This is a genomic window from Rhizobium sp. FY34 (genome assembly GCF_005222845.1).
Taxonomy (GTDB): domain Bacteria; phylum Pseudomonadota; class Alphaproteobacteria; order Rhizobiales; family Rhizobiaceae; genus Neorhizobium.
The window spans coordinates 217,447-243,630 of sequence record NZ_STFZ01000034.1; the positions used below are offsets into that span (position 1 = coordinate 217,447).

Below are 26,184 nucleotides of genomic sequence, written 5' to 3' on the forward strand. Positions count from 1 at the left end.
TCACAGCCCTGCCAGTGTCATGCCCTCGATCGCGATCGTCGGTGCGGCCACACCATATTTGCGATCGATATCATTGGCCGGCGTTACCCGCATGAACATGTCCTTGAGGTTGGAGGCGATGGTGACTTCCGAGACCGGAAAGGCAAGCTCGCCATTCTCGATCCAGAAACCGGTCGCGCCCCGGCTATATTCGCCGGTAATCATGTTGACGCCCTGGCCGATCAGTTCGGTGACATAGAAACCGGTGCCGATCGCCCTGATCAGATCCTGCGGCGACACGTCGCCCGGCTCAAGCGCCAGGTTCGTCGAGGCCGGCGAGACGAGATTGCCGCCGCGCACGCCACGGCCATTCGTCGGCAGGCCAAGTTCGCGGCCCGTGGAGGTGGAGAGGAACCAGTGGTTCAGCACGCCATCCTCGATCATCACCATGCGTTCGCCCATCACGCCTTCGCCATCGAAGGGGCGCGAGGAAGAGCCGCGGACAATAAGTGGATCATCGGTAATGTGCAGCCCGGCCTTCAGCACCTGCTGGCCCATCTTGTCGCGCAGGAAACTGGTCTTGCGGGCAACCGAGGCCCCGTTGATGGCACCGGCAATATGGCCGACAAAGCCGCGCGCGATGCGCGGATCAAACACTACCGTCACATTGCTGCCGGTTGCGACCTGACGCGGGTTGATGCGCTTGACGACGCGCTCGCCGGCGCGAAGGCCGATGAGTTCCGGCGCATCGAGATCTGCAGCATAAAGCCGGCTGTCGTAATCATAGTCCCGCTCCATCTTCGTGCCTTCGCCGGCAATGACGCTGACGGACCGGCCAAAGCGGCTGCCCATATAGCTGCCGGAAAAGCCATGCGAGGTGACCAGAACCATACCGCCGGCACCGGCGGACGCACCAGCGCCCGAGGAATTCGTCACGCCCGAAACGGCCAGCGCCGCCTGTTCCATGGTAAGCGCTGCATCTGCCAGCGCCTCGCTCGATATGTCGGTCGGATCAAACAGTTCGAGATCCGGATAGGAGCGCGCCAGATCCGCTTCGCCGGCCAGGCAGGCATAGGGATCTTCCGGCGAGACTTTCGCCATGGCGACCGCCCGCTCAGCGAGCGCCTTCAGGTCGAAACCGGGATTGGCCGATACGCTTGCCACACGGTTTCCGACAAAGACACGCAACGCGAAATCATCGCTCTCGGAGGCCTCGGTGTTTTCCACCTTGCCCAGCCGCACGCTGACCGAACGCGACCTTGACCGTACCACCACGGCATCGGCCTGATCGGCACCAGCCTTTTGTGCAAGATCGATAAGCTCGCCTGCGCGAGACAGGAGAGCACCGGAATCGATTTCAGAGGACATTGGATACGCCTTTCATTCTCGATCCATGTATTGTGGACTAAACAAAGCATCAAGGGCGATGGCACGATTCTTGTGGCCATGCCCATCCGTTTCGCGAGGCCCCATGGCGACACCCGACCCGCTGTTTAATGAAACCCTGCTGCTTCTGGCCGGCGCCGTTCTGGCAGCCCCGCTGTTCAAGAAGCTCGGACTGGGTACCGTTCTCGGCTATCTCGCCGCCGGCGTGGTGATCGGCCCGATCCTGCAACTGATCAGTGATCCGGAGGAAGTGCTGCACGTGTCGGAACTCGGCATCGTCTTCCTGCTCTTCATCATCGGCCTGGAGCTGAAACCCTCGCGCCTGTGGCAGATGCGCGGCGACATCTTCGTACTGGGCACGGCGCAGGTCATGTTGAGCGGCCTGGCGCTGACGGGCCTTACTTTCTTATCAGGCATTGCCAGCTGGCAGGGCAGCGTGATCGCAGGCTTTGGCCTGGCGCTTTCCTCCACCGCCTTTGCCCTGCAGATCCTGTCCGACAATGGCGAATCCAACACGCTGTATGGAAGGCGATCATTTTCCATCCTGCTTTTCCAGGATCTGGCCATCGTGCCGCTTCTGGCGCTCGTCACCATTCTGGGTGCCGGGCCAGGGGGCGAAAGCCAGTCGCTTCTGGCCGATTTTGCCCGCGCGACCCTTGCCGTTGCGCTGATGGTTCTGGCCGGGCGCTATCTCTTGACGCCGCTGTTCCAGGTGATTGCAAAGGCCGGTGCCCGCGAAGTGATGCTGGCGGCAGCCCTTCTGGTGGTGCTTGGCTCCGCTGTCATCATGCAGATGGTCGGTCTCTCCATGGCCATGGGCGCCTTCCTTGCTGGCATCATGCTGGCGGAATCCTCCTACCGCCACGAACTGGAGGCGGATATCGAGCCGTTTCGCGGGCTGCTGCTCGCCATGTTCTTTATCGCCGTCGGCCTGTCGCTCGATCTGAATGCGGTGTTTTCCAACCTGTTGCTGATCCTGCTCGGCGTGCCGATCTTCATGCTGGTGAAGGCAGCCATTCTCTACGTGATCTGCAGGCTCTGGGGATCGAACCACGAGGATTCCGCCAGCATTGCCGTGCTGTTGCCGCAGGGCGGTGAATTCGGCTTCGTGCTCTTCACCACCGCCGTGGCTGCTGGCCTGCTGACCCCGGCTGTCTCTTCCCTGCTGATTGCCAGCGTGACGCTATCCATGGCGTTGACGCCGCTGGGTGCAGCCCTGGCCCGTCGTTTTCTCGTACGCGAGACACGCGAAGAGATCCCCGAAGACTTCGAGGGCGCCGGCGCTGACGTGCTGATGGTGGGCTTTTCGCGCTTTGGCCAGATCGCCGCACAGATCCTGCTGGCCGGTGGTCGCGATGTCACCGTGATCGACGATTCGGCCAATCGCGTCGGCCAGGCGGCAACCTTCGGCTTTCGCATCTATTTCGGCGATGGAACGCGACGCGAAGTGCTGGTGGCTGCCGGCATAGAGCGGGCCAAGATCGTCGCCGTCTGCACCCAGAAACAGGAAATCACCGACAAGGTGGTGGACCTGATCCGTGCCGAATTTCCCGATGTACGTCTCTATGTGCGCTCTTATGACCGTATCCACACGATTTCGCTAAGGGCGCGCGAGGTGGACTACGAACTGCGCGAAACGCTGGAATCCGGCCTTCTGTTCGGTCGCAAGACGCTGGAAGCGCTGGGCAAATCGGAAGCGGAAGCGGCAGAAATCGGCGATGATATTCGCCGGCGCGACGAGGAACGGCTGCAGATGCAGGCGGCAGACGGGATCAGTGCCGGCCTCCATATGCTGCACACCAGCCCGGTGCGCCCGGAACCGCTCACCAAGCCGAAGCGCGCACATGCCGCCGAAGAGCACGATCCGGCATAAGAGCCAGACGTGAGAGACGGTGGATCAGTTACCGGTGGCGGCAAACAGGGCGTGGATCGCCCGCTTCAACTCGTCCTTGACACCCTCTGATTCATCAAGAATCTCGCGGGCTTTGAGGAAATCCAGCACCCGGAAGCGGTTGACCTGCGGGCGCAGGAAGATATGCGGCGGATGCAGTTTCATCTTCAGCGACAAAGCCGACTGCATCATCAGCTGGCTTGCGCCAAACAGGCTGTCGATACGGTTGGGTGGATGCGTACCATCGCCTTCCGGCGCACCCACCACATCGACGCCGATGACGATATCGCAGGCCTCCATCAGGTGTTCATACGGCACCGGGTTGAAGATGCCGCCATCGACCATGATGCGACCATGGATGCGCACGGGCATGAAGAGGCCGGGAATGGCGGCAGAGGCCGCAATCGCGCTGCGCAGGTCACCTTCGCTCAGGATCGCTTCCGACTGGCCGTAATAATCGGTGACGGCGATCTTCAGCGGGATTTGAAGGGCGGAAAAATCCTGCGGGATGGCCGGCGGCAGAAACGAATCCAGGATGCGCTCAAGATTGAAATGGCCGAGCCGGAACCCGCCGACCACATCGCGCATGCTGGCAGGCCCCAGCGACCAGAGACGGTTGAGCACCACATTGCGATTGCCGATGGTTTCCAGCGTATAGGCGCGGATATCTGCGCCGCGCATGCCGGCAGCCATGCCGGCGCCGAAAATGGCGCCGATGGAAGAGCCGGCAATGGCAACCGGCTTTATACCAAGTTCATCCAGCGCCTCGATGACGCCGATATGGGCAATGCCGCGCGCGCCGCCGCCGCCAAACGCCACCGCGACGCGGGGCGTCGTGCCCTGCGGCATATGATCGTCATCGGGCAGCGAAAGATGCGTGCTCATCATGCGATCTCAGGCTGGCTGATAGCGGAAGAAATCAACCCGCGTATCGCCGAAAACCCGCTGTTCCAGCGGCTTGAACACCGGATCGACGGTCAGCGTAGCATCGGCCTGTTCTTCCAGCACAACCAATGCGCCCGGCACCAGCCAGCCGCCCTGATGGGCCGCCAGAATGCCCGCCTCGCCCAGACCCTGACCATAGGGCGGATCGGCAAACAGGAAATGGCAGGGCTCCATCGTGCCGACCGGCCCGAGCTTGGTGGCATCGCGCCGCAGAATGCGGGCACGGCCATGCAGGCCAAGGCTTTCGATGTTTTCCCACAACAGGCCGCGACCCTCGACGCCATTTTCGACAAACAGCGCCGAGCGGCAGCCGCGCGACAGGGCTTCAAGCCCCACCGCGCCGGTGCCGGCAAACAGATCGATGATCCGCGTGCCCTCGATCGCGTCCGGATAGACGTGACCGATAATGTTGAACAGGCTTTCGCGCGTCCGGTCGATTGTCGGCCGGATCGCGTTGGACTTCGGCGAGGCCAGATTGCGGCCTCGAAACTCACCACCAACGATCCGCAAGGCGATTACCCTCTCGGCGTTCTGGAGCGGTTGCCGCCGCCCTTGGGGCCGGAACCGGGACCACGACCGCCACCCGGCTTGCCGCCAAAGGATTTACCACCGGAAGGCTTGCCCCCGAACGATTTCTCGCCCGATGGCTTGCCGCCAAACGGTTTTCCGCCAGGAGGCTTGCCGAAGGGCTTGCCACCGGACGGCTTTGCACCAAAGCCGCTGCGCGCACCTTCGGGGCGACCACCCTCTGGCCGAGCCCGCTCGGGACGTCCGCCTTCGGAGCGTTCGCCTGAACGCTCGCCGGCAGGGCGACCGGAATAGGGCCGTGCACCACCGGGTTTTGCGCCAAAGCCGCGACCGCCTTCGGGACGACCACCCTCTGGACGGGCGCGCTCGGGGCGTCCGCCTTCAGAGCGACTGCCTTCAGCGCGCGCGCCTGCGGGACGGCTGAACACGCGCTCTGCATTTTCACGCGGCGAACGGCCAGGGCCAGAACCGGCGCCATAGGGCTTGGAACGGCCACGATCGCCATCTTCACGCGGCTTGCGATCGCCACGCGGACGATCGGAGAAATTGCGGTCGCCACCTTCGCTGCGGGCCGGACGATCGCCACGCGGCGGGCGGTCTCCCCGGTCCGGACGGCCACCGGCTGCCCGTTCGGGACGGTCGCTGCGCGCCGGACGATCACCGCGATCACCACGATCCGGGCGGTCGCCACGAGCACCCTTGCCGAAACCTTCGCCATTGCGCGGGCTGCGCTCGGCGGGCTCGTCGGCGCGGATCCAGTCGCTATCGCCCTGCACACGGTTTACCTGCACGCGCAGGCTTGCATCATCCGTGCCCTTGGCAAACAGACGCTCGGCCTCGGCGCGGGCGGAAGGATTGGCCTTGCCATCGGCGGTCGGGCGGGCGCCGGGCGCCATCCAGACATTGGCCGTGCGCGACGTGCCCATTGGCGGACGCTTCTTCGGCTTGTCCTCATCGAACCCGCCGGCACCACCTCGGGGCGCAAACTTGCCCTTGTCTCCGAATTTCGGCTTATCGCCAAACTTCTTGTCACCAAATTTCGGCTTGTCGCCAAACCGTGGCTTCTCGCCGGATTTTGCCGCCGGACGCTCTCCGTCGCGACGATCCAGACGACGGCCTTCGCCACGCTCCGGCGCAGTCTGCCGGCGCTCGGCACCCCAGCCGCCTTCGGCTCGCTCTTCGCGTCCGCCAGCCTTCGGCGCGGGCTTGTCCTCGTCATCCGAGGCGCCGCCATTGTTGTAGATCGGCGCATCGAAATTCGCCTTGGATTCCTCGATCAGGCGCGGACCGAGCTGATCGCGTAGCATGCGACCGCGCACTTCCACCACATGGCCTTCCGGCAGGTCACCCAGCTGGAACGGACCATAGGAAATGCGGATCAGGCGGTTCACATCCAGCCCGAGCGCACCCAGAACATTCTTGATTTCGCGGTTCTTGCCTTCGCGCAGACCCATGCTAATCCACACATTGTGGCCCTGGGTGCGGTCAAGCGTCGCGTCGATTGCGCCATAGAGCACGCCATCAACGGCAATGCCTTCCTTCAGCGTATCGAGCTTTTCCTGGCTGATATCGCCATAGGCGCGCACGCGGTAACGGCGCAGCCAGCCCGTGGTCGGCAATTCCAGCACACGCGACAGGCCACCATCATTGGTCAGCAGCAGCAGACCTTCGGTGTTGATGTCGAGACGGCCGATCGACATGACGCGCGGCAGTTCTTCCGGCAGGTTTTCGAAAACCGTTGCGCGGCCTTCCGGATCGGAATTGGTGGTCACCAGGCCGGCGGGCTTGTGGTACAGCCACAGGCGCGTGCGCTCGATGCCACGGATCGGCAGGCCATCCACTTCGATGCGGTCTGCCAGCGTGACATTGACCACCGGAGTTTCCAGCTGCTTGCCATTCAGGCTGACGCGGCCTTCCATGATCATCCGCTCGATATCGCGGCGCGACGCCACGCCCACGCGTGCGAGGATCTTGGAGATGCGCTCCGGCTTTCCGGCACCCGGAACGCTGGACGAAACGGTCTCGGTTGCGGCCTTGCGGAAGACTTTGGGCTTGCCATCGGCACCCACAGGTGCGGTTGTCTTTTTCCGTTCGCGATCGAAGGGCTTGCCTCCCTCGCGCTTCGGCTTGTCTTTGAAGCTCATATGTTGTTTGCCTGAAGCGGTGTCGGACGGGAATCGTCCAGGACATGTCTCGTGTTGACTGTATATTTGGCCTATCGCAGCGCGGATCTGGTCCGCAGCGATGCCGGTTGGACCGTTCCTACCAGTTCGTGTTCCCCTGGTTAAGAGGAAATCGCCGCATGAGCGGGACAAATCGTTTCATGGACGCCGCTTTTGCCGAGGCGAAACAGGCCGGAGCGCGCGATGAAGTGCCGATTGGCGCCGTTGTCGTGCTGGATGGCGAAATCATCGGACGGGCCGGCAACAGCACGCGGGCCGGCCATGACGTGACGGCACATGCCGAAATGGCCGCCATCCGCATGGCCTGCGAGGCGCTGGGACAGGAGCGACTGGCGGGCGCCGATCTCTATGTGACGCTGGAGCCCTGCACCATGTGTGCGGCAGCAATTTCCTTTGCCCGCATCCGCCGGCTTTACTACGGCGCCAACGACCCGAAGGGCGGCGCGGTGGAAAGCGGCGTGCGCTTCTTCAGCCAGCCGACCTGCCACCATGCGCCGGATGTCTATTCCGGCATTGGCGAGCGCGAGGCGCGTGACCTGCTGCTTGAATTTTTCCAGGGCAAGCGGGGGGAAGAGCGATAGCGTTGCGTGGCGGGATCTCTTCGCCGTTCTTTTGGTCACCCCCCTCTGCCCTGCCGGACATCTCCCCCTCAAGGGGGGAGATGTCCGGCAGGGCAGAGGGGGGTATTCCAGATTGTGAAGCAGTCAGCCTAAAGGTACAGCGAGGTGTAAAGCTCGCCTCTACCGACAGAACGGCTTGAAACCCCTTACTGGAAGGGCTTCCACCAGGCCGATGTATTGCTGGCATCGGCGGCGGCCTTCTTGCGCTCGCGGGCCTTCTTCTCTTCCGGCTCACCGAGATCCGTCAATGTCGCGGTGTCAGCGATGCGATATTCGGCCGGCGGATCGGTCAGGGTACGGCGCTGGCCGGTAATGCCGGGATTTTCGGCATTCTGGCGGGCCTGACGGAAGGCTTCCCATTTCTGTGGCTCGGTCAGGGTGCCAGCCGTGCCATTGCCGGCCAGAAGCGGCGAGCGGTAATTCGGATTGTCCTTGTTGGCATCGGCCTCATCGCGCAGACGTGCGCGGGTTTCTTCCGGCGATTCCACCCAGTTGGGATTGTTCTCGCGGTTGGCAAGCGAGGCCTGCGGTGCCGGCAGATCACTCTGCTTGGTGGCCACCACCAGGCCCGGACGCGGATTATATTTGGCGGTGGGCTTGTCAGCATCCGACGAGATCGAAGCGGCCTGACCAAGATCGTCGATCAGCTGTTCGCCGGCCGTTTTGCTGGTACCATAGGTCGGGCTTCCAACGCAGCCCGTCAACCCAATGACAGCCACGGCAGCGGACAGAATGCCTGCGCGCGCGAAAATTCCCTGCGTCGTTTTCATTCAAACCCTTCCAGCCGCGCCCATCCCGACGCCTGCGAGATCCATCATCTCCCGTTGACCGAAAATTCCGGCCAATTTCAGGCAGACTTACCGGATGACGCGCAAAAGCGCAATCATCCGGCAAGATAGCTTTAGTTTAAGGCAGCCAGTTCGCGCAGGGCAGCCGCATCACGGGCCGAGACATCCGGATAGTCCGGATCGGACCCGACATCCGTGGTGACCTTCCACGAGCGGGCGCATTTCGTGCCCTCTGCCAGCTTCGGCTCGACGGAAACCTTCGTGCCATCCTCCAGCCGGAAAGCGTCCGACGGCCCCTCGCCTGCCACAACGGAAATATCCGAGGTGATGCAGATTTCGGCAAAATCGAGACCGGCAAGCGCCGCCAGCAGATCCGGATCGGCCACATGCACGACCGGTGCTGCTTCCAGCGAGGAACCGATGCGCTTTTCCTTGCGCTCGATTTCGAGCGCGCCGGTGACGGCACGGCGCACGGTGCGCACATGCTTCCACTTATCGGCCACGGCTTCATTCGACCAGTTGGCCGGGATTTCCGGGAACTGTTCCAGATGCACGGATGTGGCGGACGGGTCACGGCTCAGCCAGGCCTCTTCCGTGGTGAACGGCATCATCGGCGCAAACCACAGGACAAGGCAATTAAACAGCTTGCGGATGACGAAGAGGGCTGAACGGCGCTTCAGGCTCGACGGGGCCTCGCAATAGAGCGTGTCCTTGCGGATGTCGAAATAGAAGGCCGACAGTTCCACATTGGCGAAATCCGACAGAGCGCGGACGATGCGCTTGAAGTCGAACTCGTCATAGCCCTTGCGGACCAGCTGATCGAGCTCCGCCAGGCGATGCAGCATCAGCTTTTCGAGTTCCGGCAGATCGTCATAGGCGATTTCGTCGCCATGGTCATGGGCGAGCGTGCCGAGCATCCAACGAACAGTGTTGCGGATCTTGCGATAGCTATCGATATTGGTCTGGATGATCGTCTTACCGAGACGCTGATCCTCCCAATAATCGGTATTCATCACCCAGAGACGCAGGATATCGGCGCCCGACTGGCTCATCACCTCTTGCGGGGTGACGGTATTGCCAAGCGATTTCGACATTTTACGGCCGTCTTCCGCCATCGTGAAACCATGGGTAACGACCGCATTATAGGGCGCGCGGCCGCGCGTGGCGCAGCTTTCCAGAAGCGAGGAATGGAACCAGCCGCGGTGCTGGTCGGAACCTTCCAGATAGACATCCGCCGGCCATTTCAGATCGGGGCGGTCTTCCAGCGTAAACGTGTGGGTGGAGCCTGAATCGAACCAGACATCGAGAATATCGGTGACCATCTGCCACTTTTCGCCGTCATGCTCGGAGCCGAGGAAGCGCTGCTTGGCGCCCTCGGCGAACCAGGCATCGGCCCCTTCAACTTCGAAGGCGGCCAGAATGCGGGTATTCACCGCCTCATCCTGCAGGACATTGCCATCCACGTCGGCGAAGACGCAGATCGGCACGCCCCAGGCGCGCTGACGGGACAGAACCCAATCCGGGCGCTGCTCGATCATGGCGCGCAACCGGTTCTGGCCGCCAGCCGGCACGAAACGCGTCTGATCGATGGCGGACAATGCGCGACTGCGCAGCGTCGTGCCGTCGGAGAGCGTCTTGTCCATATAGACAAACCACTGCGGCGTATTGCGGAAGATGATCGGCTTCTTGGAGCGCCAGGAATGCGGGTACTCGTGCTTGATGCGACCACGGGCAAACAGGTTCTTGGCCGCGATCAGGGCGTCCATGACGCGCTTGTTGGCATCACCCTTCTTGCCGTTGTCATCGATGACGCGGGCAGCACCACCTTCAGCCGAAGGGCCGAAACCGGGGGCGTCTTCCGTGTAGAAGCCGGCATCATCGACCGGGAACGGGATTTTCGTATCGATGCCACGCGCTTCAAGCTGGCGGACATTGGCCATCCAAGCTTCAAAGTCTTCGCGACCATGGCTTGGCGCCGTGTGGACGAAACCGGTACCGGCGTCATCGGTGACGTGGTCGCCATCGAGCAGGGGGACGTCGAAAGTGTAGCCGAGGTCTGCGAGCGGGTGGGCGCAGGTGACCGCAGCGAAATCTTTGCCATCTACGTCCCAAAGATGTCGAAGTTTAATTTTGGCCTTTGAAGCGCATTCCTCTGCCAAACGCTTGGCAAAAACAAGCTTCTCACCTTCTCGTGGACCGAAGTCGTTTACGACCTCCACAACCTCGTAGACAGCGTACTCCAGCTTAGACGAATAAGAGATGGCACGGTTACCGGGGATCGTCCAAGGCGTGGTTGTCCAAATAACAATAGAAGCTCCCATCAACATCCCGGCGTGAGGATAGGTTTTTGTGGAATCATCGTAACTTGTGTAAGATTCGACTTCCATTCCGGAATGAACCGGAAACTTCACCCAGATCGTGTCGCTTTCGACCTCGGCATATTCCACTTCCGCCTCAGCCAAAGCCGTGCGCTCGACGACCGACCACATGATCGGCTTGGAGCCGCGATAGAGCTGGCCGGACATGGCGATCTTCAACAATTCGCCGGCGATGCGGGCTTCCGAATGGAAGGCCATGGTCGTGTAGGGATTGTCGAAATCGCCCTCGATGCCGAGACGGCGGAACTCGTCGGACTGGATGTTGATCCAGCCTTGGGCAAACTCACGGCATTCCTGGCGGAATTCGTTGACCGGGACCTCGTTCTTGTCCTTGCCCTTTTCGCGGTATTTTTCCTCGATCTTCCATTCGATCGGCAGGCCGTGGCAATCCCAGCCGGGCACGTAATTGGCATCAAACCCGCGCATCTGGAACGAGCGGGTGATGACGTCCTTCAGCACCTTGTTCAGCGCATGGCCGATATGGATATTGCCGTTGGCATAGGGAGGGCCATCATGCAGCACGAATTTTTCGCGGCCGGCGGCAGAGGCGCGCAGCTTTTTGTAGAGGTCCATCGACTTCCACTTGGCCGCCATTTCCGGCTCCTTCTGGGGAAGGCCGGCGCGCATCGGGAATTCGGTTTCGGGCAGATAGAGGGTCTTGGAATAATCAAGCTTTTCAGGTGTATCGGTCATGGATCAACCATCGGAAAAGGCAACCGGATGAGGTCGCGCACAGTGTGGGAATGAAGAGCGGCAAGCGCGGCCGGGGTGTTTGCCCCAGCGCCAAAAACCCGGACCTTCCCGCGGCTTTTCAAGCTGCCGGGAGGGCCGGGCCGATAATTCGAATGATCCGGGCCGCCGAAAGATATCTCATGGTGCCGCGTTCTTTAGGGGGTTTTTGGCGCAAAAGGAAGAGGCTTGCGCGCAGATGAAAGCCATGACGTGGAGAGGACCGCGAGAACGATGTCTCCGGCATTACCCCCCTCTGTCCTGCCGGACATCTCCCCCTCAAGGAGGGAGATCGGATGGGCGCACCCGCTCGCTTTAACTTTGCCGCTGCTTGTATCCGCCAGCCACCGCTTGGAATAGGTCTTGCTCAAGGCATGATATGGGGCCGAGCGTCAGCTGCGGGTCGATCTCCCCACATGAGGGGGAGATGTCCGGCAGGACAGAGGGGGGTGCACCACACACGCATAGGCCAACGTCCTTGGCCTTGCCCCCTGGCCGCTCACCCCAGGTCTGCCTGAACGACGGCGCGCAGGGCATCGTTGATGCGCTCCTGCCAGCCCGGCCCGTCCTTCTGGAAATGTTCGAGCACAGCGCTATCCAGCTTGATCGTCACCAGTTCCTTGACATCCGGGGCAGAGCGCCGTTCCACGGCAGGTGCGGCCGGCTTTTTCATCGGCTTGAACAGCGCCTCGGCGGCATCCTTGGGGTTCACGGGGCGGCGCGGCGTGATGGCCATCGGTGATCATTCCTGCTCTGTGGGGTGATTTGGTCTGTCTGCAATAGGCGCCAATGCGGCTTGAGCGTCAAGCCGGTTGAGGCGTGCATCGGAAGGCGCTTTCGAATTCACCGGTTCCGTTCCATCCTGATGTGGAGAGATGATTGGAGCGGCAAATGACCAAGCGCGCCTATTCCGTGAAGGCTCATTGGGATGACGAGGCTCATGTCTTCTATAGCGAAAGCGACATTGACGGACTGCATATTGAAGCCTCGACCATCGAAGAATTCGAAGAGGTCATGCTTGATGCAGCGATCGAACTGATCGTCGCCAATCACATATCGACGGACGATCTCGCAAACGCGATCCTCAAGGATGCAGGATCCGACACGCGGGTGTGACGAGCAGAATCAGAACGACATCCGGGCATCCACGTCGCTGAGCGGCTGGACGCCGGAGAGCAGCGCGCGGGCCTCCTCCTCATCGCGCTTCATCTGCACCACCAGCGGATCGAGCCCGTCGAATTTCAGCTCCGGCCGCAGATAGCCGAAAAAGGAAACCGACGAGACTTCGCCATAAAGGCTGCCGGAGAAATCGAAAAGAAAGGTCTCCAGAAGCGGCGCGCCGTTTTCCGTCACCGTCGGGCGCCGGCCATAGCTTGCAACGCCATCATGAAGCGAGCCATCGGGCCGGCGGAAACGCACGGCATAAATGCCGGCCTTCAGCTCCGTTTCCGGCACAAGGCGCATATTGGCGGTCGGATAGCCAAGCGTGCGGCCCAGTTTTTCGCCGCCGATCACCTCTGCCTCCACCGTATAGCGATAGCCGAGCAGGCCGGCGGCCTCGGTGACATTGCCATCCGCCAGAAGCGTGCGAATGCGGCTGGACGAGATGACTTCGGCATTTTCATCGCGGAAGGCATCGATCAGCGACACATCAAACCCGTGGCGACGGCCAGCCTCCATTAGGAAGGCCGGACCGCCTTCCCGGCCACGGCCGAAGTGGAAATCAAAGCCGGTAACGACGGCGCTTGCCTTCAGCCAATCGGCCAGAACCGATTGCACGAAATCTTCCGCCGAGCGCTGCGAGAACTGCGTATCGAACGGATATTCGATAACGGAATGGAAGCCGAGCGCCTCAAACAGCCGCGCCTTGACCGGCGCCGGTGTGAGGCGAAAGACCGGTTGGTCAGGCCGGAAGACCGTGCGCGGATGCGGCTCGAAGGTTAAAACCAGCGCCGGCACGCCGCGCTCGGAAGCCAGCGCCAGCGCGCGTTCCAGAACGCTGCGATGACCGCGATGCACGCCGTCGAAATTGCCGATGGCCACCACGCCGCCCTGCAATGCGGCCGGCAGTGGTTCCCTTTTTTCGTTGCGGTGGAATACGGTCATGGCAGATCAGTCCGTCAGGCGAGACGTGGCATCCACCACTTGGGTGTTGCCGCTTCGCGCTTCAGATAGGCGTTGAGGATGGCTTCATCCGTTTCGCCGTTCACCGTGTATTCGGCTGCATGAATGCCGCCGGATATATAGAGGAGATCGAGCCCGTAGCTGAGCGCGCCCTTCACATCCGTCGGCATGCCATCGCCGACAGCGATGATTTTTGCCAGATCGATTTCGCCCTTCACCTCGCGTGCGGCAGACAGAGCTGCCTCATAGATCGGCCGATGCGGCTTGCCGGCAATGCGCGTGCTGCCGCCCAGCTGGTCGAAATAGGCCGCCACGGCGCCGGCGCAGGGAATGATGCGATGGCCGCGCTCGACCACCAGATCCGGATTGGCGCAGATGAGCGGCGCACCCTTTTCGATAAAGCGGGTCAGCATGTCGCGATAATCTTCCGGCACGTCCTTTTCATCGTCGAAAAAGCCGGTGCAGACAATGGCGTCGGCGTCGTATTCGCTCGTCACATCCACATCGAGGCCTTCAAACAGCGGCATGTCGCGTTCCGGGCCAAGCAGGAAGACGCGCTTGGGGCCTTCGGCAATCAGCTTGCGCGTCACATCGCCGGAAGTGACGATGCGGTCATAGGCCTCGTCCGGCACGCCGATCGCCCGCAACTGGTCGATGACGCCGGGGGCCGGGCGCGGCGAATTGGTGATGAGCACGACGGCAAGCCCTGCCCTGCGCGCCTCGGTGAGCGCCGTGCAGGCATCCGGAAAGGCATCGATGCCATTGTGCAGCACGCCCCATACATCCGTCAGCACGAGTTCATAGCCTGCGGTGATTGCGCTGAGATTGTTGATGCGGTCTGCCATGCTCATCCGATATCCATTGAGAACTTGCGCTGACATGGCAAAGCCACCCGGCCTTGGCAAGGAAATTCAGGCGGCAAGCGCGCAAATGCCGCCGACCAGAGACCGATCAGAGGTCGGCAAGCCGCCAGCCAAGGCCAAGAAGCGCGCAGAGACCGAGCACCTTGACCATGCCAACATTCAGCCGCAGCAAAAGCCAGGCGGACAGGAGAAAGAGCGCAAGCGCTGCCGGATCCAGCGAGGCAGGCTCAGGCCACCAGAGGCCGGGTGCGCCCTCACCCGTCCAGGCCGACAGGAACGGCATGCGGCGAACCTCACCGAACAGCACATGCAGGCCAAACCACAGGGCCAGATTGGCAATGACCCCGACGACGGCCGCTGTGATGGCCGAAAGACCCGCCGAAATGGCAGGCCTTCCCCGCAGCCGCTCGATATAGGGGGCGCCGGCAAAGATCCAGATGAAGCTGGGCACAAAGGTGGCCCAGGCCGTGAGCACGGCACCGATCACGCCACCCAGCACCGGATCGATGCCGGATACGGTTCTGAAACCGACGAGATAGCCGACATAGGAGAGCACCAGCACCAGCGGGCCGGGCGTGGTTTCAGCCAGCGCCAGCCCGTCCAGCATTTCGCCGGGTCTCAGCCAGCCATAATCCTGCACGGCGACCTGCGCCACATAGGCTAAAACCGCATAGGCGCCGCCAAAGGTGACGAGCGCCATCTGCGAGAAGAAGGCAAACATGCTGGCAAGGCTTTCTGCCCCGGCAATGGAAAGGAGGACCAGATAGGGTGCCTGCCAGACGAGGAGCCAGAAGGCTAGCGCGGCAAGCGAGCGCCACCAGGGTGGCCGCGACAGAACCGCTGCCGGCACAGCCGGAGCATCATGGCCTCTGCGCCTTGCACGCCAGAAACCGGCAAACCCTGCCACCAGCACGACGAGCGGAAACGGCAGCGCCAGAACGAAAAGTGCCAGAAAGGCGGTGACGGCCACCAGAACATGGAAGCGATCCTTGAGCGTGCGCCGCGACAGACGCAGCACGGCTTCCACCACAATGGTCAGCACCGCCGCCTTCAAGCCGAAGAACAGGCCGGCGAGCCAGCCGGCATCCTGATAGAGCGCATAGAGTGTTGAAAGGCCGATGATGACGGCAAGCCCCGGCAGCACGAAAAGCAGGCCGGCCACCATGCCGCCGCGCACGCCATGCAGCAGCCAGCCGATATAGGTGGCAAGCTGCTGGGCTTCCGGTCCGGGCAGAAGCATGCAGTAGTTCAGCGCATGCAGATAGCGATCCTCGCGGATCCAGCGCTTTTCCTCCACGCAGATGCGATGCATCAGGGCAATCTGGGCGGCCGGCCCGCCAAAGGAGAGGAGGCCGATGCGGGCAAAGGCTGCGGTCATTTCGGCAAAGCTTGGGGAAGCGTCTTCTGTCGTTAACGAAGGCGCCGGCGTAGTCGCGGGCATTTTAACCATGCTCGACACGAGGCCCCCTTCTTCGGGAAAATTTTGCCGCCATTCTTGACTCGCCCCGTGGCCAGTCCTATCTCAAACCTCGTTAGCACTCCTGAAGAGTGAGTGCTAACAACAGGGACACGGGTATCCTTAAAGCTCGTAAAGGTCATTTGATCGAGGGATTAGACAATGGCAAGCACCAATTTCCGTCCGCTTCACGACCGCGTCGTCGTTCGTCGCGTTGAATCCGAAGCCAAGACCAAGGGCGGCATCATCATTCCCGACACCGCTAAGGAAAAGCCGCAGGAAGGCGAAATCGTCGCCGTCGGTTCCGGCGCACGTGACGACAGCGGCAAGATCGTCGCTCTCGACGTGAAGGTCGGCGACCGCGTTCTGTTCGGCAAGTGGTCGGGCACGGAAGTAAAGCTCGACGGCGAAGACCTTCTGATCATGAAGGAAGCCGACATCATGGGCATCATCGGCTGATTTTTCAGTCCGATCTTTCCATCCGATTATCAATTCAACCAAAGGGCGTGATGCCCGGGAGTTTTGAACATGGCAGCTAAAGAAATCAAGTTCGGCCGTACTGCGCGCGAGAAGATGCTGCGCGGCGTCGATATCCTCGCAGACGCAGTAAAGGTAACGCTCGGCCCGAAGGGTCGCAACGTCATCATCGACAAGTCCTTCGGCGCACCGCGCATCACCAAGGACGGCGTATCGGTCGCCAAGGAAATCGAACTGGAAGACAAGTTCGAAAACATGGGCGCCCAGATGGTGCGCGAAGTGGCTTCCAAGACCAATGACATCGCTGGTGACGGCACCACGACGGCAACGGTTCTGGCCCAGGCTATCGTTCGCGAAGGCAACAAGGCTGTTGCTGCCGGCATGAACCCGATGGACCTGAAGCGCGGCATCGATCTGGCTGTTGCTGAAGTCGTGAAGGATCTCCAGGCCAAGGCCAAGAAGATCTCCACCTCTGAAGAAGTTGCCCAGGTTGGCACGATTTCGGCAAACGGCGACGCACAGGTTGGCCGTGACATTGCTGAAGCCATGCAGAAGGTTGGCAACGAAGGTGTTATCACCGTCGAAGAAGCCAAGACTGCCGAAACCGAACTCGAAGTCGTTGAAGGCATGCAGTTCGACCGCGGCTACCTGTCGCCTTACTTCGTCACCAACCCTGAAAAGATGGTTGCTGACCTGGAAGACGCTTTCATCCTGCTGCACGAAAAGAAGCTTTCGAACCTCCAGGCTATGCTGCCGGTTCTCGAAGCTGTCGTTCAGACCGGCAAGCCGCTCGTCATCATCGCTGAAGACGTTGAAGGCGAAGCTCTTGCAACGCTCGTCGTCAACAAGCTGCGTGGCGGCCTGAAGATTGCTGCCGTCAAGGCGCCTGGCTTCGGCGATCGCCGCAAGGCCATGCTGGAAGACATCGCCATCCTGACCGGTGGTACCGTGATTTCGGAAGATATCGGCATCAAGCTCGAAAATGTCACGCTCGACATGCTCGGCCGCGCCAAGAAGGTCTCGATCACCAAGGAAAACACCACGATCGTCGATGGTAACGGCCAGAAGGTCGACATCGAAGGCCGCGTTGCCCAGATCAAGGCCCAGATCGAAGAAACCACGTCTGACTACGACCGCGAAAAGCTGCAGGAACGTCTTGCCAAGCTCGCTGGCGGCGTTGCCGTGATCCGCGTTGGCGGCTCGACGGAAATCGAAGTCAAGGAACGCAAGGACCGCATCGACGACGCGCTGAACGCAACGCGCGCTGCCGTTCAGGAAGGCATCGTCCCCGGCGGCGGTACCGCTCTCCTGCGCTCTTCGACGAAGATCACCGTCAAGGGTGTAAACGACGACCAGGAAGCCGGCATCAACATCGTTCGCCGCGCCCTGCAGTCGCTGGTTCGCCAGATCGCTGAAAACGCAGGTGACGAAGCCTCCATCGTTGTTGGCAAGATCCTCGACAAGGACAACGACAACTGGGGCTACAATGCCCAGACGTCGGAATATGGCGACATGATCGCCATGGGTATCGTCGATCCGGTCAAGGTTGTTCGCACAGCCCTGCAGAACGCAGCTTCGGTTGCTTCGCTGTTGATCACCACGGAAGCCATGATTGCCGAACTGCCGAAGAAGGAAGCCGCTGGCGGCATGCCGGGCGGCATGGGCGGAATGGGCGGCATGGACATGATGTAAGACCTTCGGGTCGAACATCTGGGCCATCCGGTTCAGGTTTAAGGAAAGGGCGTCGGGCAACCGGCGCCCTTTTTGCGTGGGGTAGCCCACAATTCTGATTTTCATCGGCCGCGCAGAGACGCTCTTGCCAGACGAGATAGCAGCACGCACTCTCTACCTTGGGTGGTGTTGGTTTGGCGATATGAAGATCGAATATATCAATTCTTCGGCAAAGAAGGCCTTGCTCGGCCTGCCGAAAGAGATTCAGATTCAGATTCAATTCCTCAATGACCTTCACCGTGTACCAAACGGCAAGCGGCCCCTGTCAGATTTCAAACATCTGGAAGGCATTGGCAGCGGGGTGATCGAACTCATCGAAAACAGCACGCAGGCCTACCGGGCCGTCTACTGCGCCAAGTATCTCGATACGGTCTTCATCCTGCACGCATTTACGAAAACAACGAATGGCGTGGACTGCAAGGCGATGGCAACCGTCGTGCAACGTTACAAAGCCTTGATGGCCAAGACCTGGCAGGTGCCGCGTCGCTGACATTCTCAGCCAGCGATGAAGACTTCGCAGATCACTTTGTGATCAGCATAGGACGGCTTGAAGCGCACGCCCAGCTTCGCGGCATAGCCAATCAATTTATCCGAGGAAAAGAGATGAATCTTGCCGCGCATGAGTTCGCTCACCCGTGGCTGGGGAACATCCAGGATGCCGGCCACCTGCGACGGGCTCCAACCATTATCCTCGATCAGATCGACCATGGTTGACACCAAATCGGCCCGAAATGCCAGATCCGCCGCTTCCGCCGGGTCATCCGTGATGGATTCGAAAATATTGTCGTAGGCCAGTCTGTCCACGCGACGCATCCCATTATACGGATTTACGTATAAATGACTGATCAGGCTTGAAAGTCAACGCGCCGGCCGCGATTGCGCTGCCGGCAACTCACTCGTTCACCAATATTGAACAATGCGTCGTCTATTGTTCATCTTTCGCGGCGCGACAATTCGGCGCATATGTGTTGCCAGAACGTTAACGCCATCTGGCCAACGCCCCGGAGACTTTCCATGTCGACCACCAATAATGCAATCCTTCTGGTTGCCCGTATTCTTCTGTCCTTCATCTTCATCATGTCCGGTTTCAGCAAGCTGATGGACCCGGCCGGCACGGCCGGCATGATCACCGGCGCTGGCCTGCCTGCCGCCACGGCCCTTGCCTATCTCGCCGGCCTGTTTGAACTGGTCACCGGCCTTGCCGTTCTCGTCGGCTTCCAGGTGAAGATCGTCGGCTGGGCACTGGCTGCCTTCTGTGTGTTCACCGGTCTCGTTTTCCATTCCGGCACGGTTGCCGTTCCCGGCTGGCCGGATGCCGCACTCGGCTGGATCAACACGCTGAACAGCATCATGATGATGAAGAACATCACGCTGGCTGGCGCCTATATCCTGCTCGCCACCGTTGGCGCCGGCGCCTTCTCGGTGGACGCCCGCCGCGCCTGATATCCCCTGCCCCCTCAAGGGCAAACGAAAAACCCGCCGGAGCGATCCGGCGGGTTTTTTGTGTCTAGCTTTTCGTCAGGCCTTGCATTTTGCCGGCCCCCCTCTGGCCTGCCGGCCATCTCCCCCTCAAGGGGGGAGATCGACTCGTCGCTCGCGCATCGCCCCGGCATCGGGGCTTTCAATAGGGGCCATGCCAGTTTGGAGAGGTTCGAGCGGGCAGTCGTTATGCTGATCTCCCCCCTTGAGGGGGAGATGTCCGGCAGGACAGAGGGGGGTTCAGATGGAAAAGCTGAACGAGAGCCTCACAGCGCGCCGCGCACCGCTTCGACAATTTTCGCTACCGTCACATTGCCCTCGTGCTCCGGCTTGCGGGCCCTGACCAGGCAAGCTTCCGAGCGCAGGATGACGCCATCCGACAGGACCTTCAGATGGTTGGCAACCAGCGTCGAGCCGGTGGAGGTGATATCGACGATGATATCCGCCTGGCCGGCCGCCGGTGCGCCTTCCGTGGCGCCTAAGCTTTCAACAATGCGATAGAGCTGGATGCCGTGTTGCGACGAAAAATGCTGCTGGGTCAGCCGCCAGTATTTCGTGGCAATCGCCAGACGACGCCCATGGCGGGCGCGAAATTCCGCCGCCACATCGCCCAGATCGGCCATGGTTTCCACGTCGAGCCAGATCTCCGGCACGGCAACCACGACATCGGCATGGCCAAAGCCGAGCCGCGCGGCAATCTCCACACGCGCATCGGCATCGCCCAGGCCTTCGCGGATCAGGTCCTCGCCGGTCACGCCGAAATCCACCGTGCCATTGCCGATCTCACGCGAGATTTCCGAGGCCGAGAGGAAGGCGACTTCCACATCGTCAAAGCCTTCGACGCGGCCGCGATAGGAGCGATCATTGCCGACGGCGACGATCTTCATGCCGGCCCGCTCGAAAACCGCCGAGGCATCTTCCTTCATGCGGCCCTTGGAGGGCAGCCCGATGGTAATGGTCATCGCTGAGCCTCCTTCGCCTTCTGGATGCGATCCAGCCACATGGAAAAGCCGACGGCCGGGATATGATCCTTGGCGCCCAGCAGCGTCAGCATGCGATCATAACGTCCGCCGCCGGCCAGAACCGCATGCTCGCCGCGCACCGTCACTTCAAACACGAGGCCGGTATAATAATCCAGCGGTCGGCCAAAGGCGGCCCGCCAGGTGATATCGGCAAGTGACGCGCCGGCATCGCGAAGGGCTGCCACACGCGCATCAAAACCCTCGATCGCTTTGTCCAGCGGCAGGCCGGCGGAGCGGGCGAAATCGGCAAGAACGCCCGGCGCATAGCGCAGCGAGACGTTGATGGAGAGAAACTCCTTCAGCGCATCAAGCTTGGCTCTGTCCAGCGAAGCCCCGGCGAGCAGGCGCTTTTCCCGGAGCCGCCGGACGATTTCCGCCGGCGTGCGGCTGGCATTGGTGAGTGTGCCGGTGCGTTCCATTTCCGCGGTCAGATGTGCCACGACGCCAGCCTCGTCGCCGGTCTCCAGCATGCGTTCCACGTCCGGAGACAGGCCGGTGACGGCTTGCGGGCTGGCAAGCCGCGCGATCATGGCTTCGAGCAGGTCCGTCTGGCCAAAGGCGCGCACCAGGCGCCGCTGCCAGCCGGTGGGAAGGCCAAGCGCTGCAACCACGGCCTCGAACACCGCCTGGTCACCGATGGTGACGGCAAAGGCACGGGCGGGCAGCACGGTTTGCAGGCAGGCGAGCGCATCGGCCACGATGCGGGCATCGGCATTTGCCGCGTCCTTATCGCCCAGATCCTCGATGCCGGCCTGATAGAACTCATTGGCGCCCTCGCGGCGCTGGCGAAACACTTCGCCGAGATAGGCATAGCGCTTCGGCGTGCCGGTGGCCGTTTCGATATGGCGCAGACAGACGGGAATGGTGAATTCCGGGCGAAGACACAGGCTCTCCCCCCGCTCGTTTTCGGTGAGGAAAATGCGGCGGCGCAGATCCTCGCCGGCCATGTCGAGAAAGGGTTCGGCCGGCTGGATCACCGGCGTATCCACCCGCGTGGTGTTGCGCGTGGCAAATTCGGCAAGGATCGCGGAGGCAAAATCAGGCATGTCGATCAGGGGCATGGGGAAAGGCCTTGGATAAAATACCCTCTCTGGCCTGCCGGCCATCTCCCCCACAAGGGGGGAGAAGACTTGGAGCAAGCGCTCAGTACCAATCTAGCGCCCCAATACCCCGCTCGTTCTGCGAACCTTCGTGACATCTCCCCATCAAGGGGGGAGATCAGAGGGAGTTCGCGGCGCTCGCCACACGTCGATCTCCCCCCTTGAGGGGGAGATGCCCGGCAGGGCAGAGGGGGGTAAAGGCTTGGCATCATATCAATCATGGCTCACTCAAACGACTGCTTGCATCAGTTCCAACCGGTTGCCGAAAGGATCGTAAACATACACCCTTTCAAACCCTACCAGCGGCTCATCCGCAGCGATTTCATAGCCTGCGGCAGTGGCCTTTGCTGCCAGATCGGCAAGGTCATCGACCAGCAAAGCCGGATGCGCCTTGCGAGCGGCCCGAAAATCAGCTTCCACTCCGAGATGGATGCGAATACCGGCTTTCTCGAACCAGCATCCACCGCGCCGCGCCAGATTGGCCGGCTTTGCCACTTCGACCAGCCCGAGCAGATCGCGGTAGAAGGCACGCGCCTGGTCTTCACCACCAGCCGGCATGGCAAGCTGAACATGATGAAGCGCCAGAAGAGCCATCACACATCCTTCGCCCGGCGACGGTCTTCCGCCTGGGCAGCCATGATTTCCTTGACCTTCGCCACAAGCTCCGTCTCCGGCACGACGACCTGCGCGACGCGGGCCTCGCGCCATTCGGCATTGTCGGTGATTTCGCCGGAAAGCCGCTTGCCCTCGATGAGATCCTTGATCTGCACCTCACCATTGGCGCGCTCATCGCCGCCCTGGATGATGGCAATCGGCGAGCCGCGACGATCGGCATATTTCAGCTGGTTGCCGAATTTCTTCCAGTTGCCCTGGTACATTTCGGCGCGGATGCCTTCGTTGCGCAGCGCCTGCGCAAAGCGCTGGTAGCGGCCCATGGCCTCCACATCGCCATCCATGACGGTAACGAGCACCGGCGCCAGAACCTCGTCCTGCCCCAGCTTGCCGAGGTTTTTCAGCGCCGTCATCAGGCGCGACACACCGATGGAGAAACCCGTGGCCGGCACCGGCTGGCCCATGAAGCGGGAGACGAGGCCATCATACCGACCGCCGCCGCCGACCGAACCGAAAACGACCTTTTCGCCCTTTTCATTGGTCACGTCGAAGGTGAGTTCGGCTTCGTAGACGGGGCCGGTGTAGTATTCGAGGCCACGGACGACGGAGGGACTAATTCTAATTTGCTGCGTTCCATAACCTGCAGACCTTACGATCTGGCTTATCGTACGAAGCTCAGAAATACCGGCAAGGAAGGTGGGTTGGTCAGGAAAATTTTCTTCAAGGATATCAAGTACGGACGGGTTGCCAACAACGTGAGGTAGGTTGTTACCCTCGAATCTGATAACAGCATCCGTATCCAAGACCTGCCTAGGATCCATAACACGGAAAAAATCTCCGCTTTGTCCATCATCAGAGGTGAACAAGCGCATAACAGTTTCTATTTGCTCGCCCTGCAGCCCTGCACCCTTGGTGAAATCACCGCTTTCATCTTTCCGACCTTCACCGAGTAAGAGTTTCACTCCTTCAGGCCCAAATTTGTCCTGCTTATCGATCGCACGCAAAACATTGAGACGCCGGCCGGCATTCTCCTCGCCGCCGAGGCCAATGGCTTCCATCACGCCATCGAGAACCTTGCGGTTGTTGACCCGGATCACATAATCGCCGCGCTTGATGCCGAGCGCTTCCAGCGTATCGGCCATCATCATGCACATTTCGGCATCGGCAGAAACGCCCGGCGCGCCGACCGAATCCGCATCGAACTGCATGAACTGGCGGAAACGGCCAGGACCCGGCTTTTCGTTGCGGAACACATAGCCGGCGCGATAGGTGCGGTAGGGCAGCTGGATCTCGTTGAAATTTTCCGCCACATGGCGGGCAAGCGGCGCCGTCAGGTCATAGCGCAGGCTCATCCACTGGTCGTCATCATCGGTCAGCGAGAAGACGCCCTCGTTCGGGCGGTCGCTATCGGGCAGGAACTTGCCCAGCGCATCGGTATATTCAAACAGCGGCGTCTCGATCGGGTCAAAACCGTAGCGCTCATAGACTTCGCGGATCTTGGCCACCATTTCATTGGTGGCGTGGATGTCGGTGGCGGTCCGATCACCAAAGCCGCGCGGCAGGCGGGCCTTGAGTTTCTGCGGTTTTTTTTGCTTGTCGCTCATGATCGTCATCCTTGCCGCCGGCACATCGAGAAAAGGCCGGAATTTTGAGCGGTTTCTTAGAGGATCAAGCCACAAGCGGCAAGGGTGAAGGCTGGTGACGTTCGCGGTGACCTGATAAGATGGCGACCTGACGGAGGTTGTGCAATGAACCACCAATTTACGTTCGATATGCCTGACAAGACATATGCCCTCGTCTGCGAGGCGGCCGACGGAGACGGCATGACCGTCGAGGAGTATATCCTTGACACAATCCGCGAGCATATAGCCCGCAAACAGCTCGCGCAGGATCTCCCGGAAGGTCGCGAAGAGCATCCGAGCAGTTGACCTAGATTGCCTTCCAGTTCGGCGACGATGCCAGTTCGCCCCCCTCTGCCCTGCCGGGCATCTCCCCCTCAGGTGGGGAGATCAGCAGAACGGCATAGCTTTCGCCCCGCAAACTCGAGTTCTCTATTCAACCGGCAACCATCAGGACAGACGCCTAAGTTCAATGGCTGGCGAGGGAACTGGCGGCCGCGCCTTTCCGATCTCCCCACCTGAGGGGGAGATGCCCGGCAGGGCAGAGGGGGGTAAACCGATGCGCAACTCACAACGCCTGAAGATCGCGATAGTCCATGATCCTTGAAGCCCTTGATTATGCCGCAAGCTGGCCGCTGACGCCGGCACAGTTTCGCCCGCATATCGCCTCCTCCATCAGTCTTATGGCGCGGGCCAAGCGCTGCCGGGAGGCGTGGACGCCCCATGAGGAAATGAGCAAGGCGCATATCCTGTCGCGGATGGAAGGTTTGCGGCAAAGGCGCACTGCCGTGGTGCTGGGCTCCGGCTTGTTGCGCGACGTGCCGATTGCCGCCCTGGCCAAGGCCTTCGATACGGTGGTTCTGGTTGATCTCGTGCATCTGGCGCATCTGCGCTTAGGCCTTGTGCTCAAGGGATTGAGGAATACACGGCTGATCCACCGCGATCTATCCGGGCTTGATGAGGCGCTGGCCGGCACGGTGCCGGAACCGCTCGGCTTCTTGCGCCAGGTGCCCTATCTCGATCTGGTCGTTTCGGCCAATCTCCTGTCGCAGATCAAGGTGGGCGCGGTGGATCGCCTGAGCCGCGAGGGCCGGATGGACAAGGCCGCAAGTGTGGTGCCGACGCTCATTCGCGCGCATCTGGACGGGCTTGCCGGCCTGCCCTGCCAGAGGGCGCTGGTGACGGATATTTCCTATCGCCTGCTGGACCGGGCCGGCGAGGAACTGGAAGAAGACGACCTTCTGGCCGGCGTCGCCATTCCCGATCACACATCCCGATGGACCTGGACGGTGGCGCCCTTTGGCGAGGCAAGCCCGGATTACCAGGCCGTGCACCAGGTGATTGCCGGATAGACAGGCTGCGCATTGCCCGACGACTGCCCATTGCCAATAATTCATTTGCCTTCGGGCGAGACAGGCCTAATTTGCCGGTATGCGTCGTATGGCCTTTTTCATCATGGTTCTCGCCTGGCTCCTGCAAGGGATGATGCCGGCGCTTGCCCTGCCGATGTCCGGCACCGGCCACCATGGCATGGCCGAGACCAAGGTGCATCAGCACAAGCCGAGCGAGACACATGCCGGCCATTCCATGTCGATTGAAACCGCCGCACAGACGCCGTGCCCGAGTTGCGGTGATAAGCCGGTGAAAAGCGCCTGCACTATGAGCCTGTGCGGCGCCTGCACGACAGTTTTGCCATTGCAGGTTTTGGAGCAGGTGCCGGCGCCCGCCTTCCGCTATCCGGCACCGGCGCTTGTACCGGCATTGGTTGCTCTTCACGCCGCACCGCTTCTGCCGCCTCCCCGCGCCTGACACCGAACAAGATCCTTCATCTTTTTCAATCGCGTCAAAAACGGGAGACCCTTCATGTACGCCAAGACCCTTTCGGCTGCCTGCCTTGCAGCGCTGATCTTCACCCTGCCCGCCACCGCACAGGACCCCCATGCGGGCCATGGTGCGGCGACCACCAGTGCCAGTACGTCCCCCTCGACACAAGAGTTCGAGGCGGCAAACGCCCGCATGCATAAGGACATGGCGATTGCCTATACAGGCAAGGCGGATGTGGATTTCGTCCGCTCGATGATCCCGCATCATCAGGGCGCCATCGACATGGCCCGTATCGAGTTGAAGCACGGCAAGAACCCTGAAATCCGCAGGCTTGCGGAAGAGGTGATCCGCGCCCAGGAGGCCGAGATCGCAATGATGCGCGACTGGCTGGCCAAGAACGCACACTAGTGGTTCCTGACGATGGCAATGGCGCAGGTTTACGCCATTGCA

The 26,184-nt window shown here is 61.2% G+C and carries 26 protein-coding genes; 11 read left to right on the forward strand and 15 right to left on the reverse strand.

The window, feature by feature from the left end:
• Positions 1–1,347 (reverse strand): TldD/PmbA family protein, encoded by a 1,347-nt coding sequence (locus tag E8M77_RS20055; protein ID WP_137132396.1) that lies wholly within the window; start codon positions 1,345–1,347, stop codon positions 1–3.
• 103 nt (positions 1,348–1,450) lie between these two features.
• Here E8M77_RS20055 and E8M77_RS20060 point away from each other — a divergent pair, with 103 nt between their 5' ends.
• A complete protein-coding gene (locus E8M77_RS20060) occupies positions 1,451–3,238 on the forward strand; it encodes a monovalent cation:proton antiporter-2 (CPA2) family protein (protein WP_137132397.1) in 1,788 nt (595 codons plus the stop codon).
• Positions 3,239–3,262: 24 nt separating this feature from the next.
• Here E8M77_RS20060 and E8M77_RS20065 read toward each other — a convergent pair whose 3' ends face one another.
• Genes E8M77_RS20065 through E8M77_RS20075 form a run of 3 tightly spaced genes read right to left on the reverse strand, consistent with a single transcriptional unit; the run spans position 3,263 to position 6,873 of the window.
• A complete protein-coding gene (locus tag E8M77_RS20065) occupies positions 3,263–4,105 on the reverse strand; it encodes a patatin-like phospholipase family protein (protein WP_246659348.1) in 843 nt (280 codons plus the stop codon).
• A 45-nt stretch (positions 4,106–4,150) separates the two neighbouring features.
• A complete protein-coding gene (gene rsmD, locus E8M77_RS20070) occupies positions 4,151–4,711 on the reverse strand; it encodes a 16S rRNA (guanine(966)-N(2))-methyltransferase RsmD (RefSeq protein ID WP_246659334.1) in 561 nt (186 codons plus the stop codon).
• A 5-nt stretch (positions 4,712–4,716) separates the two neighbouring features.
• The gene (locus E8M77_RS20075; RefSeq protein ID WP_137132400.1) at positions 4,717–6,873 is read right to left on the reverse strand and encodes a pseudouridine synthase; all 2,157 of its coding nucleotides are present in this window, start codon (positions 6,871–6,873) and stop codon (positions 4,717–4,719) included.
• Positions 6,874–7,031: 158 nt separating this feature from the next.
• Here E8M77_RS20075 and E8M77_RS20080 point away from each other — a divergent pair, with 158 nt between their 5' ends.
• Positions 7,032–7,493, forward strand: coding sequence for a nucleoside deaminase (locus tag E8M77_RS20080; protein WP_137132401.1), 462 nt, complete (start codon positions 7,032–7,034; stop codon positions 7,491–7,493).
• Positions 7,494–7,678: 185 nt separating this feature from the next.
• Here the strand turns inward: E8M77_RS20080 and E8M77_RS20090 are convergent, their stop codons facing one another.
• The 3 genes from E8M77_RS20090 to E8M77_RS20105 all read right to left on the reverse strand — a co-directional run bounded on the left by E8M77_RS20090 (position 7,679) and on the right by E8M77_RS20105 (position 12,163).
• On the reverse strand, positions 7,679–8,302 hold the full coding sequence (locus E8M77_RS20090) for a hypothetical protein (protein WP_137132402.1): 624 nt from the start codon (positions 8,300–8,302) through the stop codon (positions 7,679–7,681).
• Positions 8,303–8,433: 131 nt separating this feature from the next.
• Positions 8,434–11,391 carry an isoleucine--tRNA ligase gene (gene ileS, locus E8M77_RS20095; protein WP_137132403.1) on the reverse strand — a complete coding sequence of 986 codons (2,958 nt, stop codon included), beginning with the start codon at positions 11,389–11,391 and terminating at the stop codon, positions 8,434–8,436.
• Positions 11,392–11,926: 535 nt separating this feature from the next.
• A complete protein-coding gene (locus E8M77_RS20105) occupies positions 11,927–12,163 on the reverse strand; it encodes a BrnA antitoxin family protein (RefSeq protein WP_137132404.1) in 237 nt (78 codons plus the stop codon).
• Positions 12,164–12,318: 155 nt separating this feature from the next.
• Between E8M77_RS20105 and E8M77_RS20110 the strand changes: the two genes are divergently transcribed.
• Complete coding sequence (locus E8M77_RS20110) at positions 12,319–12,543, forward strand: DUF1902 domain-containing protein (RefSeq protein ID WP_137132405.1); 225 nt, start codon at positions 12,319–12,321, stop codon at positions 12,541–12,543.
• A 9-nt stretch (positions 12,544–12,552) separates the two neighbouring features.
• Here the strand turns inward: E8M77_RS20110 and E8M77_RS20115 are convergent, their stop codons facing one another.
• The 3 genes from E8M77_RS20115 to chrA all read right to left on the reverse strand — a co-directional run bounded on the left by E8M77_RS20115 (position 12,553) and on the right by chrA (position 15,855).
• Positions 12,553–13,533 (reverse strand): bifunctional riboflavin kinase/FAD synthetase, encoded by a 981-nt coding sequence (locus E8M77_RS20115; protein WP_137132406.1) that lies wholly within the window; start codon positions 13,531–13,533, stop codon positions 12,553–12,555.
• A 14-nt stretch (positions 13,534–13,547) separates the two neighbouring features.
• Positions 13,548–14,396 carry a TIGR01459 family HAD-type hydrolase gene (locus tag E8M77_RS20120; RefSeq protein ID WP_137132584.1) on the reverse strand — a complete coding sequence of 283 codons (849 nt, stop codon included), beginning with the start codon at positions 14,394–14,396 and terminating at the stop codon, positions 13,548–13,550.
• 106 nt (positions 14,397–14,502) lie between these two features.
• Positions 14,503–15,855 carry a chromate efflux transporter gene (chrA, locus tag E8M77_RS20125; protein WP_137132407.1) on the reverse strand — a complete coding sequence of 451 codons (1,353 nt, stop codon included), beginning with the start codon at positions 15,853–15,855 and terminating at the stop codon, positions 14,503–14,505.
• A 177-nt stretch (positions 15,856–16,032) separates the two neighbouring features.
• Here chrA and groES point away from each other — a divergent pair, with 177 nt between their 5' ends.
• The 3 genes from groES to E8M77_RS20140 all read left to right on the forward strand — a co-directional run bounded on the left by groES (position 16,033) and on the right by E8M77_RS20140 (position 18,568).
• Entirely contained in the window at positions 16,033–16,329 is a 297-nt protein-coding gene (groES, locus tag E8M77_RS20130; protein WP_137132408.1) for a co-chaperone GroES, read from the forward strand.
• A gap of 69 nt (positions 16,330–16,398) precedes the next feature.
• Positions 16,399–18,039: a chaperonin GroEL gene (groL, locus tag E8M77_RS20135; protein ID WP_137132409.1), complete on the forward strand. Its 1,641-nt coding sequence runs from the start codon at positions 16,399–16,401 to the stop codon at positions 18,037–18,039.
• A gap of 181 nt (positions 18,040–18,220) precedes the next feature.
• Positions 18,221–18,568, forward strand: a complete 348-nt coding sequence (locus E8M77_RS20140; RefSeq protein WP_137132410.1) for a type II toxin-antitoxin system RelE/ParE family toxin — start codon at positions 18,221–18,223, stop codon at positions 18,566–18,568.
• A gap of 5 nt (positions 18,569–18,573) precedes the next feature.
• On the opposite strand, the gene E8M77_RS20145 is transcribed toward E8M77_RS20140, so the two are convergent.
• Positions 18,574–18,882, reverse strand: a complete 309-nt coding sequence (locus E8M77_RS20145) for a helix-turn-helix transcriptional regulator (RefSeq protein WP_137132411.1) — start codon at positions 18,880–18,882, stop codon at positions 18,574–18,576.
• Between the two features lie 210 nt (positions 18,883–19,092).
• On the opposite strand from E8M77_RS20145, the gene E8M77_RS20150 reads away from it, so the two are divergent.
• On the forward strand, positions 19,093–19,521 hold the full coding sequence (locus tag E8M77_RS20150) for a DoxX family protein (RefSeq protein ID WP_137132412.1): 429 nt from the start codon (positions 19,093–19,095) through the stop codon (positions 19,519–19,521).
• Positions 19,522–19,823: 302 nt separating this feature from the next.
• On the opposite strand, the gene hisG is transcribed toward E8M77_RS20150, so the two are convergent.
• The 4 genes from hisG to hisS all read right to left on the reverse strand — a co-directional run bounded on the left by hisG (position 19,824) and on the right by hisS (position 23,895).
• The gene (hisG, locus tag E8M77_RS20160) at positions 19,824–20,519 is read right to left on the reverse strand and encodes an ATP phosphoribosyltransferase (protein WP_137132413.1); all 696 of its coding nucleotides are present in this window, start codon (positions 20,517–20,519) and stop codon (positions 19,824–19,826) included.
• Positions 20,516–21,640 carry an ATP phosphoribosyltransferase regulatory subunit gene (locus E8M77_RS20165; RefSeq protein WP_137132414.1) on the reverse strand — a complete coding sequence of 375 codons (1,125 nt, stop codon included), beginning with the start codon at positions 21,638–21,640 and terminating at the stop codon, positions 20,516–20,518. Before E8M77_RS20165 ends, hisG begins: the two co-directional genes overlap by 4 nt.
• A 267-nt stretch (positions 21,641–21,907) precedes the next feature.
• Positions 21,908–22,273 (reverse strand): VOC family protein, encoded by a 366-nt coding sequence (locus E8M77_RS20175; RefSeq protein WP_137132415.1) that lies wholly within the window; start codon positions 22,271–22,273, stop codon positions 21,908–21,910.
• A complete protein-coding gene (gene hisS, locus E8M77_RS20180; RefSeq protein ID WP_137132416.1) occupies positions 22,273–23,895 on the reverse strand; it encodes a histidine--tRNA ligase in 1,623 nt (540 codons plus the stop codon). Before hisS ends, E8M77_RS20175 begins: the two co-directional genes overlap by 1 nt.
• Positions 23,896–24,039: 144 nt before the next feature.
• Here hisS and E8M77_RS20185 point away from each other — a divergent pair, with 144 nt between their 5' ends.
• From E8M77_RS20185 to E8M77_RS20205, 4 genes are all read left to right on the forward strand, one after another.
• A complete protein-coding gene (locus E8M77_RS20185; protein ID WP_137132417.1) occupies positions 24,040–24,219 on the forward strand; it encodes a hypothetical protein in 180 nt (59 codons plus the stop codon).
• A gap of 287 nt (positions 24,220–24,506) precedes the next feature.
• Positions 24,507–25,262 (forward strand): hypothetical protein, encoded by a 756-nt coding sequence (locus tag E8M77_RS20195; RefSeq protein ID WP_137132418.1) that lies wholly within the window; start codon positions 24,507–24,509, stop codon positions 25,260–25,262.
• An 88-nt stretch (positions 25,263–25,350) separates the two neighbouring features.
• The gene (locus tag E8M77_RS20200; RefSeq protein ID WP_137132419.1) at positions 25,351–25,719 is read left to right on the forward strand and encodes a hypothetical protein; all 369 of its coding nucleotides are present in this window, start codon (positions 25,351–25,353) and stop codon (positions 25,717–25,719) included.
• A 54-nt stretch (positions 25,720–25,773) separates the two neighbouring features.
• Positions 25,774–26,142, forward strand: a complete 369-nt coding sequence (locus E8M77_RS20205; protein WP_137132420.1) for a DUF305 domain-containing protein — start codon at positions 25,774–25,776, stop codon at positions 26,140–26,142.
• Positions 26,143–26,184 lie beyond the last annotated feature (42 nt).

Excerpts from the sequence above, each read along its gene's own strand:
- E8M77_RS20055 (WP_137132396.1), bottom strand. The coding sequence starts at position 1,347 with ATGTCCTCTGAAATCGATTCCGGTGCTCTCCTGTCTCGCGCAGGCGAG.
- E8M77_RS20060 (WP_137132397.1), top strand. The coding sequence starts at position 1,451 with ATGGCGACACCCGACCCGCTGTTTAATGAAACCCTGCTGCTTCTGGCC.
- E8M77_RS20065 (WP_246659348.1), bottom strand. The coding sequence starts at position 4,105 with ATGCCGCAGGGCACGACGCCCCGCGTCGCGGTGGCGTTTGGCGGCGGC.
- E8M77_RS20075 (WP_137132400.1), bottom strand. The coding sequence starts at position 6,873 with ATGAGCTTCAAAGACAAGCCGAAGCGCGAGGGAGGCAAGCCCTTCGAT.
- E8M77_RS20080 (WP_137132401.1), top strand. The coding sequence starts at position 7,032 with ATGAGCGGGACAAATCGTTTCATGGACGCCGCTTTTGCCGAGGCGAAA.
- E8M77_RS20090 (WP_137132402.1), bottom strand. The coding sequence starts at position 8,302 with ATGAAAACGACGCAGGGAATTTTCGCGCGCGCAGGCATTCTGTCCGCT.
- ileS (WP_137132403.1), bottom strand. The coding sequence starts at position 11,391 with ATGACCGATACACCTGAAAAGCTTGATTATTCCAAGACCCTCTATCTG.
- E8M77_RS20105 (WP_137132404.1), bottom strand. The coding sequence starts at position 12,163 with ATGGCCATCACGCCGCGCCGCCCCGTGAACCCCAAGGATGCCGCCGAG.
- E8M77_RS20110 (WP_137132405.1), top strand. The coding sequence starts at position 12,319 with ATGACCAAGCGCGCCTATTCCGTGAAGGCTCATTGGGATGACGAGGCT.
- E8M77_RS20115 (WP_137132406.1), bottom strand. The coding sequence starts at position 13,533 with ATGACCGTATTCCACCGCAACGAAAAAAGGGAACCACTGCCGGCCGCA.
- E8M77_RS20120 (WP_137132584.1), bottom strand. The coding sequence starts at position 14,396 with ATGGCAGACCGCATCAACAATCTCAGCGCAATCACCGCAGGCTATGAA.
- chrA (WP_137132407.1), bottom strand. The coding sequence starts at position 15,855 with ATGCCCGCGACTACGCCGGCGCCTTCGTTAACGACAGAAGACGCTTCC.
- groES (WP_137132408.1), top strand. The coding sequence starts at position 16,033 with ATGGCAAGCACCAATTTCCGTCCGCTTCACGACCGCGTCGTCGTTCGT.
- groL (WP_137132409.1), top strand. The coding sequence starts at position 16,399 with ATGGCAGCTAAAGAAATCAAGTTCGGCCGTACTGCGCGCGAGAAGATG.
- E8M77_RS20140 (WP_137132410.1), top strand. The coding sequence starts at position 18,221 with ATGAAGATCGAATATATCAATTCTTCGGCAAAGAAGGCCTTGCTCGGC.
- E8M77_RS20150 (WP_137132412.1), top strand. The coding sequence starts at position 19,093 with ATGTCGACCACCAATAATGCAATCCTTCTGGTTGCCCGTATTCTTCTG.
- hisG (WP_137132413.1), bottom strand. The coding sequence starts at position 20,519 with ATGACCATTACCATCGGGCTGCCCTCCAAGGGCCGCATGAAGGAAGAT.
- E8M77_RS20165 (WP_137132414.1), bottom strand. The coding sequence starts at position 21,640 with ATGCCCCTGATCGACATGCCTGATTTTGCCTCCGCGATCCTTGCCGAA.
- E8M77_RS20175 (WP_137132415.1), bottom strand. The coding sequence starts at position 22,273 with ATGGCTCTTCTGGCGCTTCATCATGTTCAGCTTGCCATGCCGGCTGGT.
- hisS (WP_137132416.1), bottom strand. The coding sequence starts at position 23,895 with ATGAGCGACAAGCAAAAAAAACCGCAGAAACTCAAGGCCCGCCTGCCG.
- E8M77_RS20185 (WP_137132417.1), top strand. The coding sequence starts at position 24,040 with ATGAACCACCAATTTACGTTCGATATGCCTGACAAGACATATGCCCTC.
- E8M77_RS20195 (WP_137132418.1), top strand. The coding sequence starts at position 24,507 with ATGATCCTTGAAGCCCTTGATTATGCCGCAAGCTGGCCGCTGACGCCG.
- E8M77_RS20200 (WP_137132419.1), top strand. The coding sequence starts at position 25,351 with ATGGCCTTTTTCATCATGGTTCTCGCCTGGCTCCTGCAAGGGATGATG.
- E8M77_RS20205 (WP_137132420.1), top strand. The coding sequence starts at position 25,774 with ATGTACGCCAAGACCCTTTCGGCTGCCTGCCTTGCAGCGCTGATCTTC.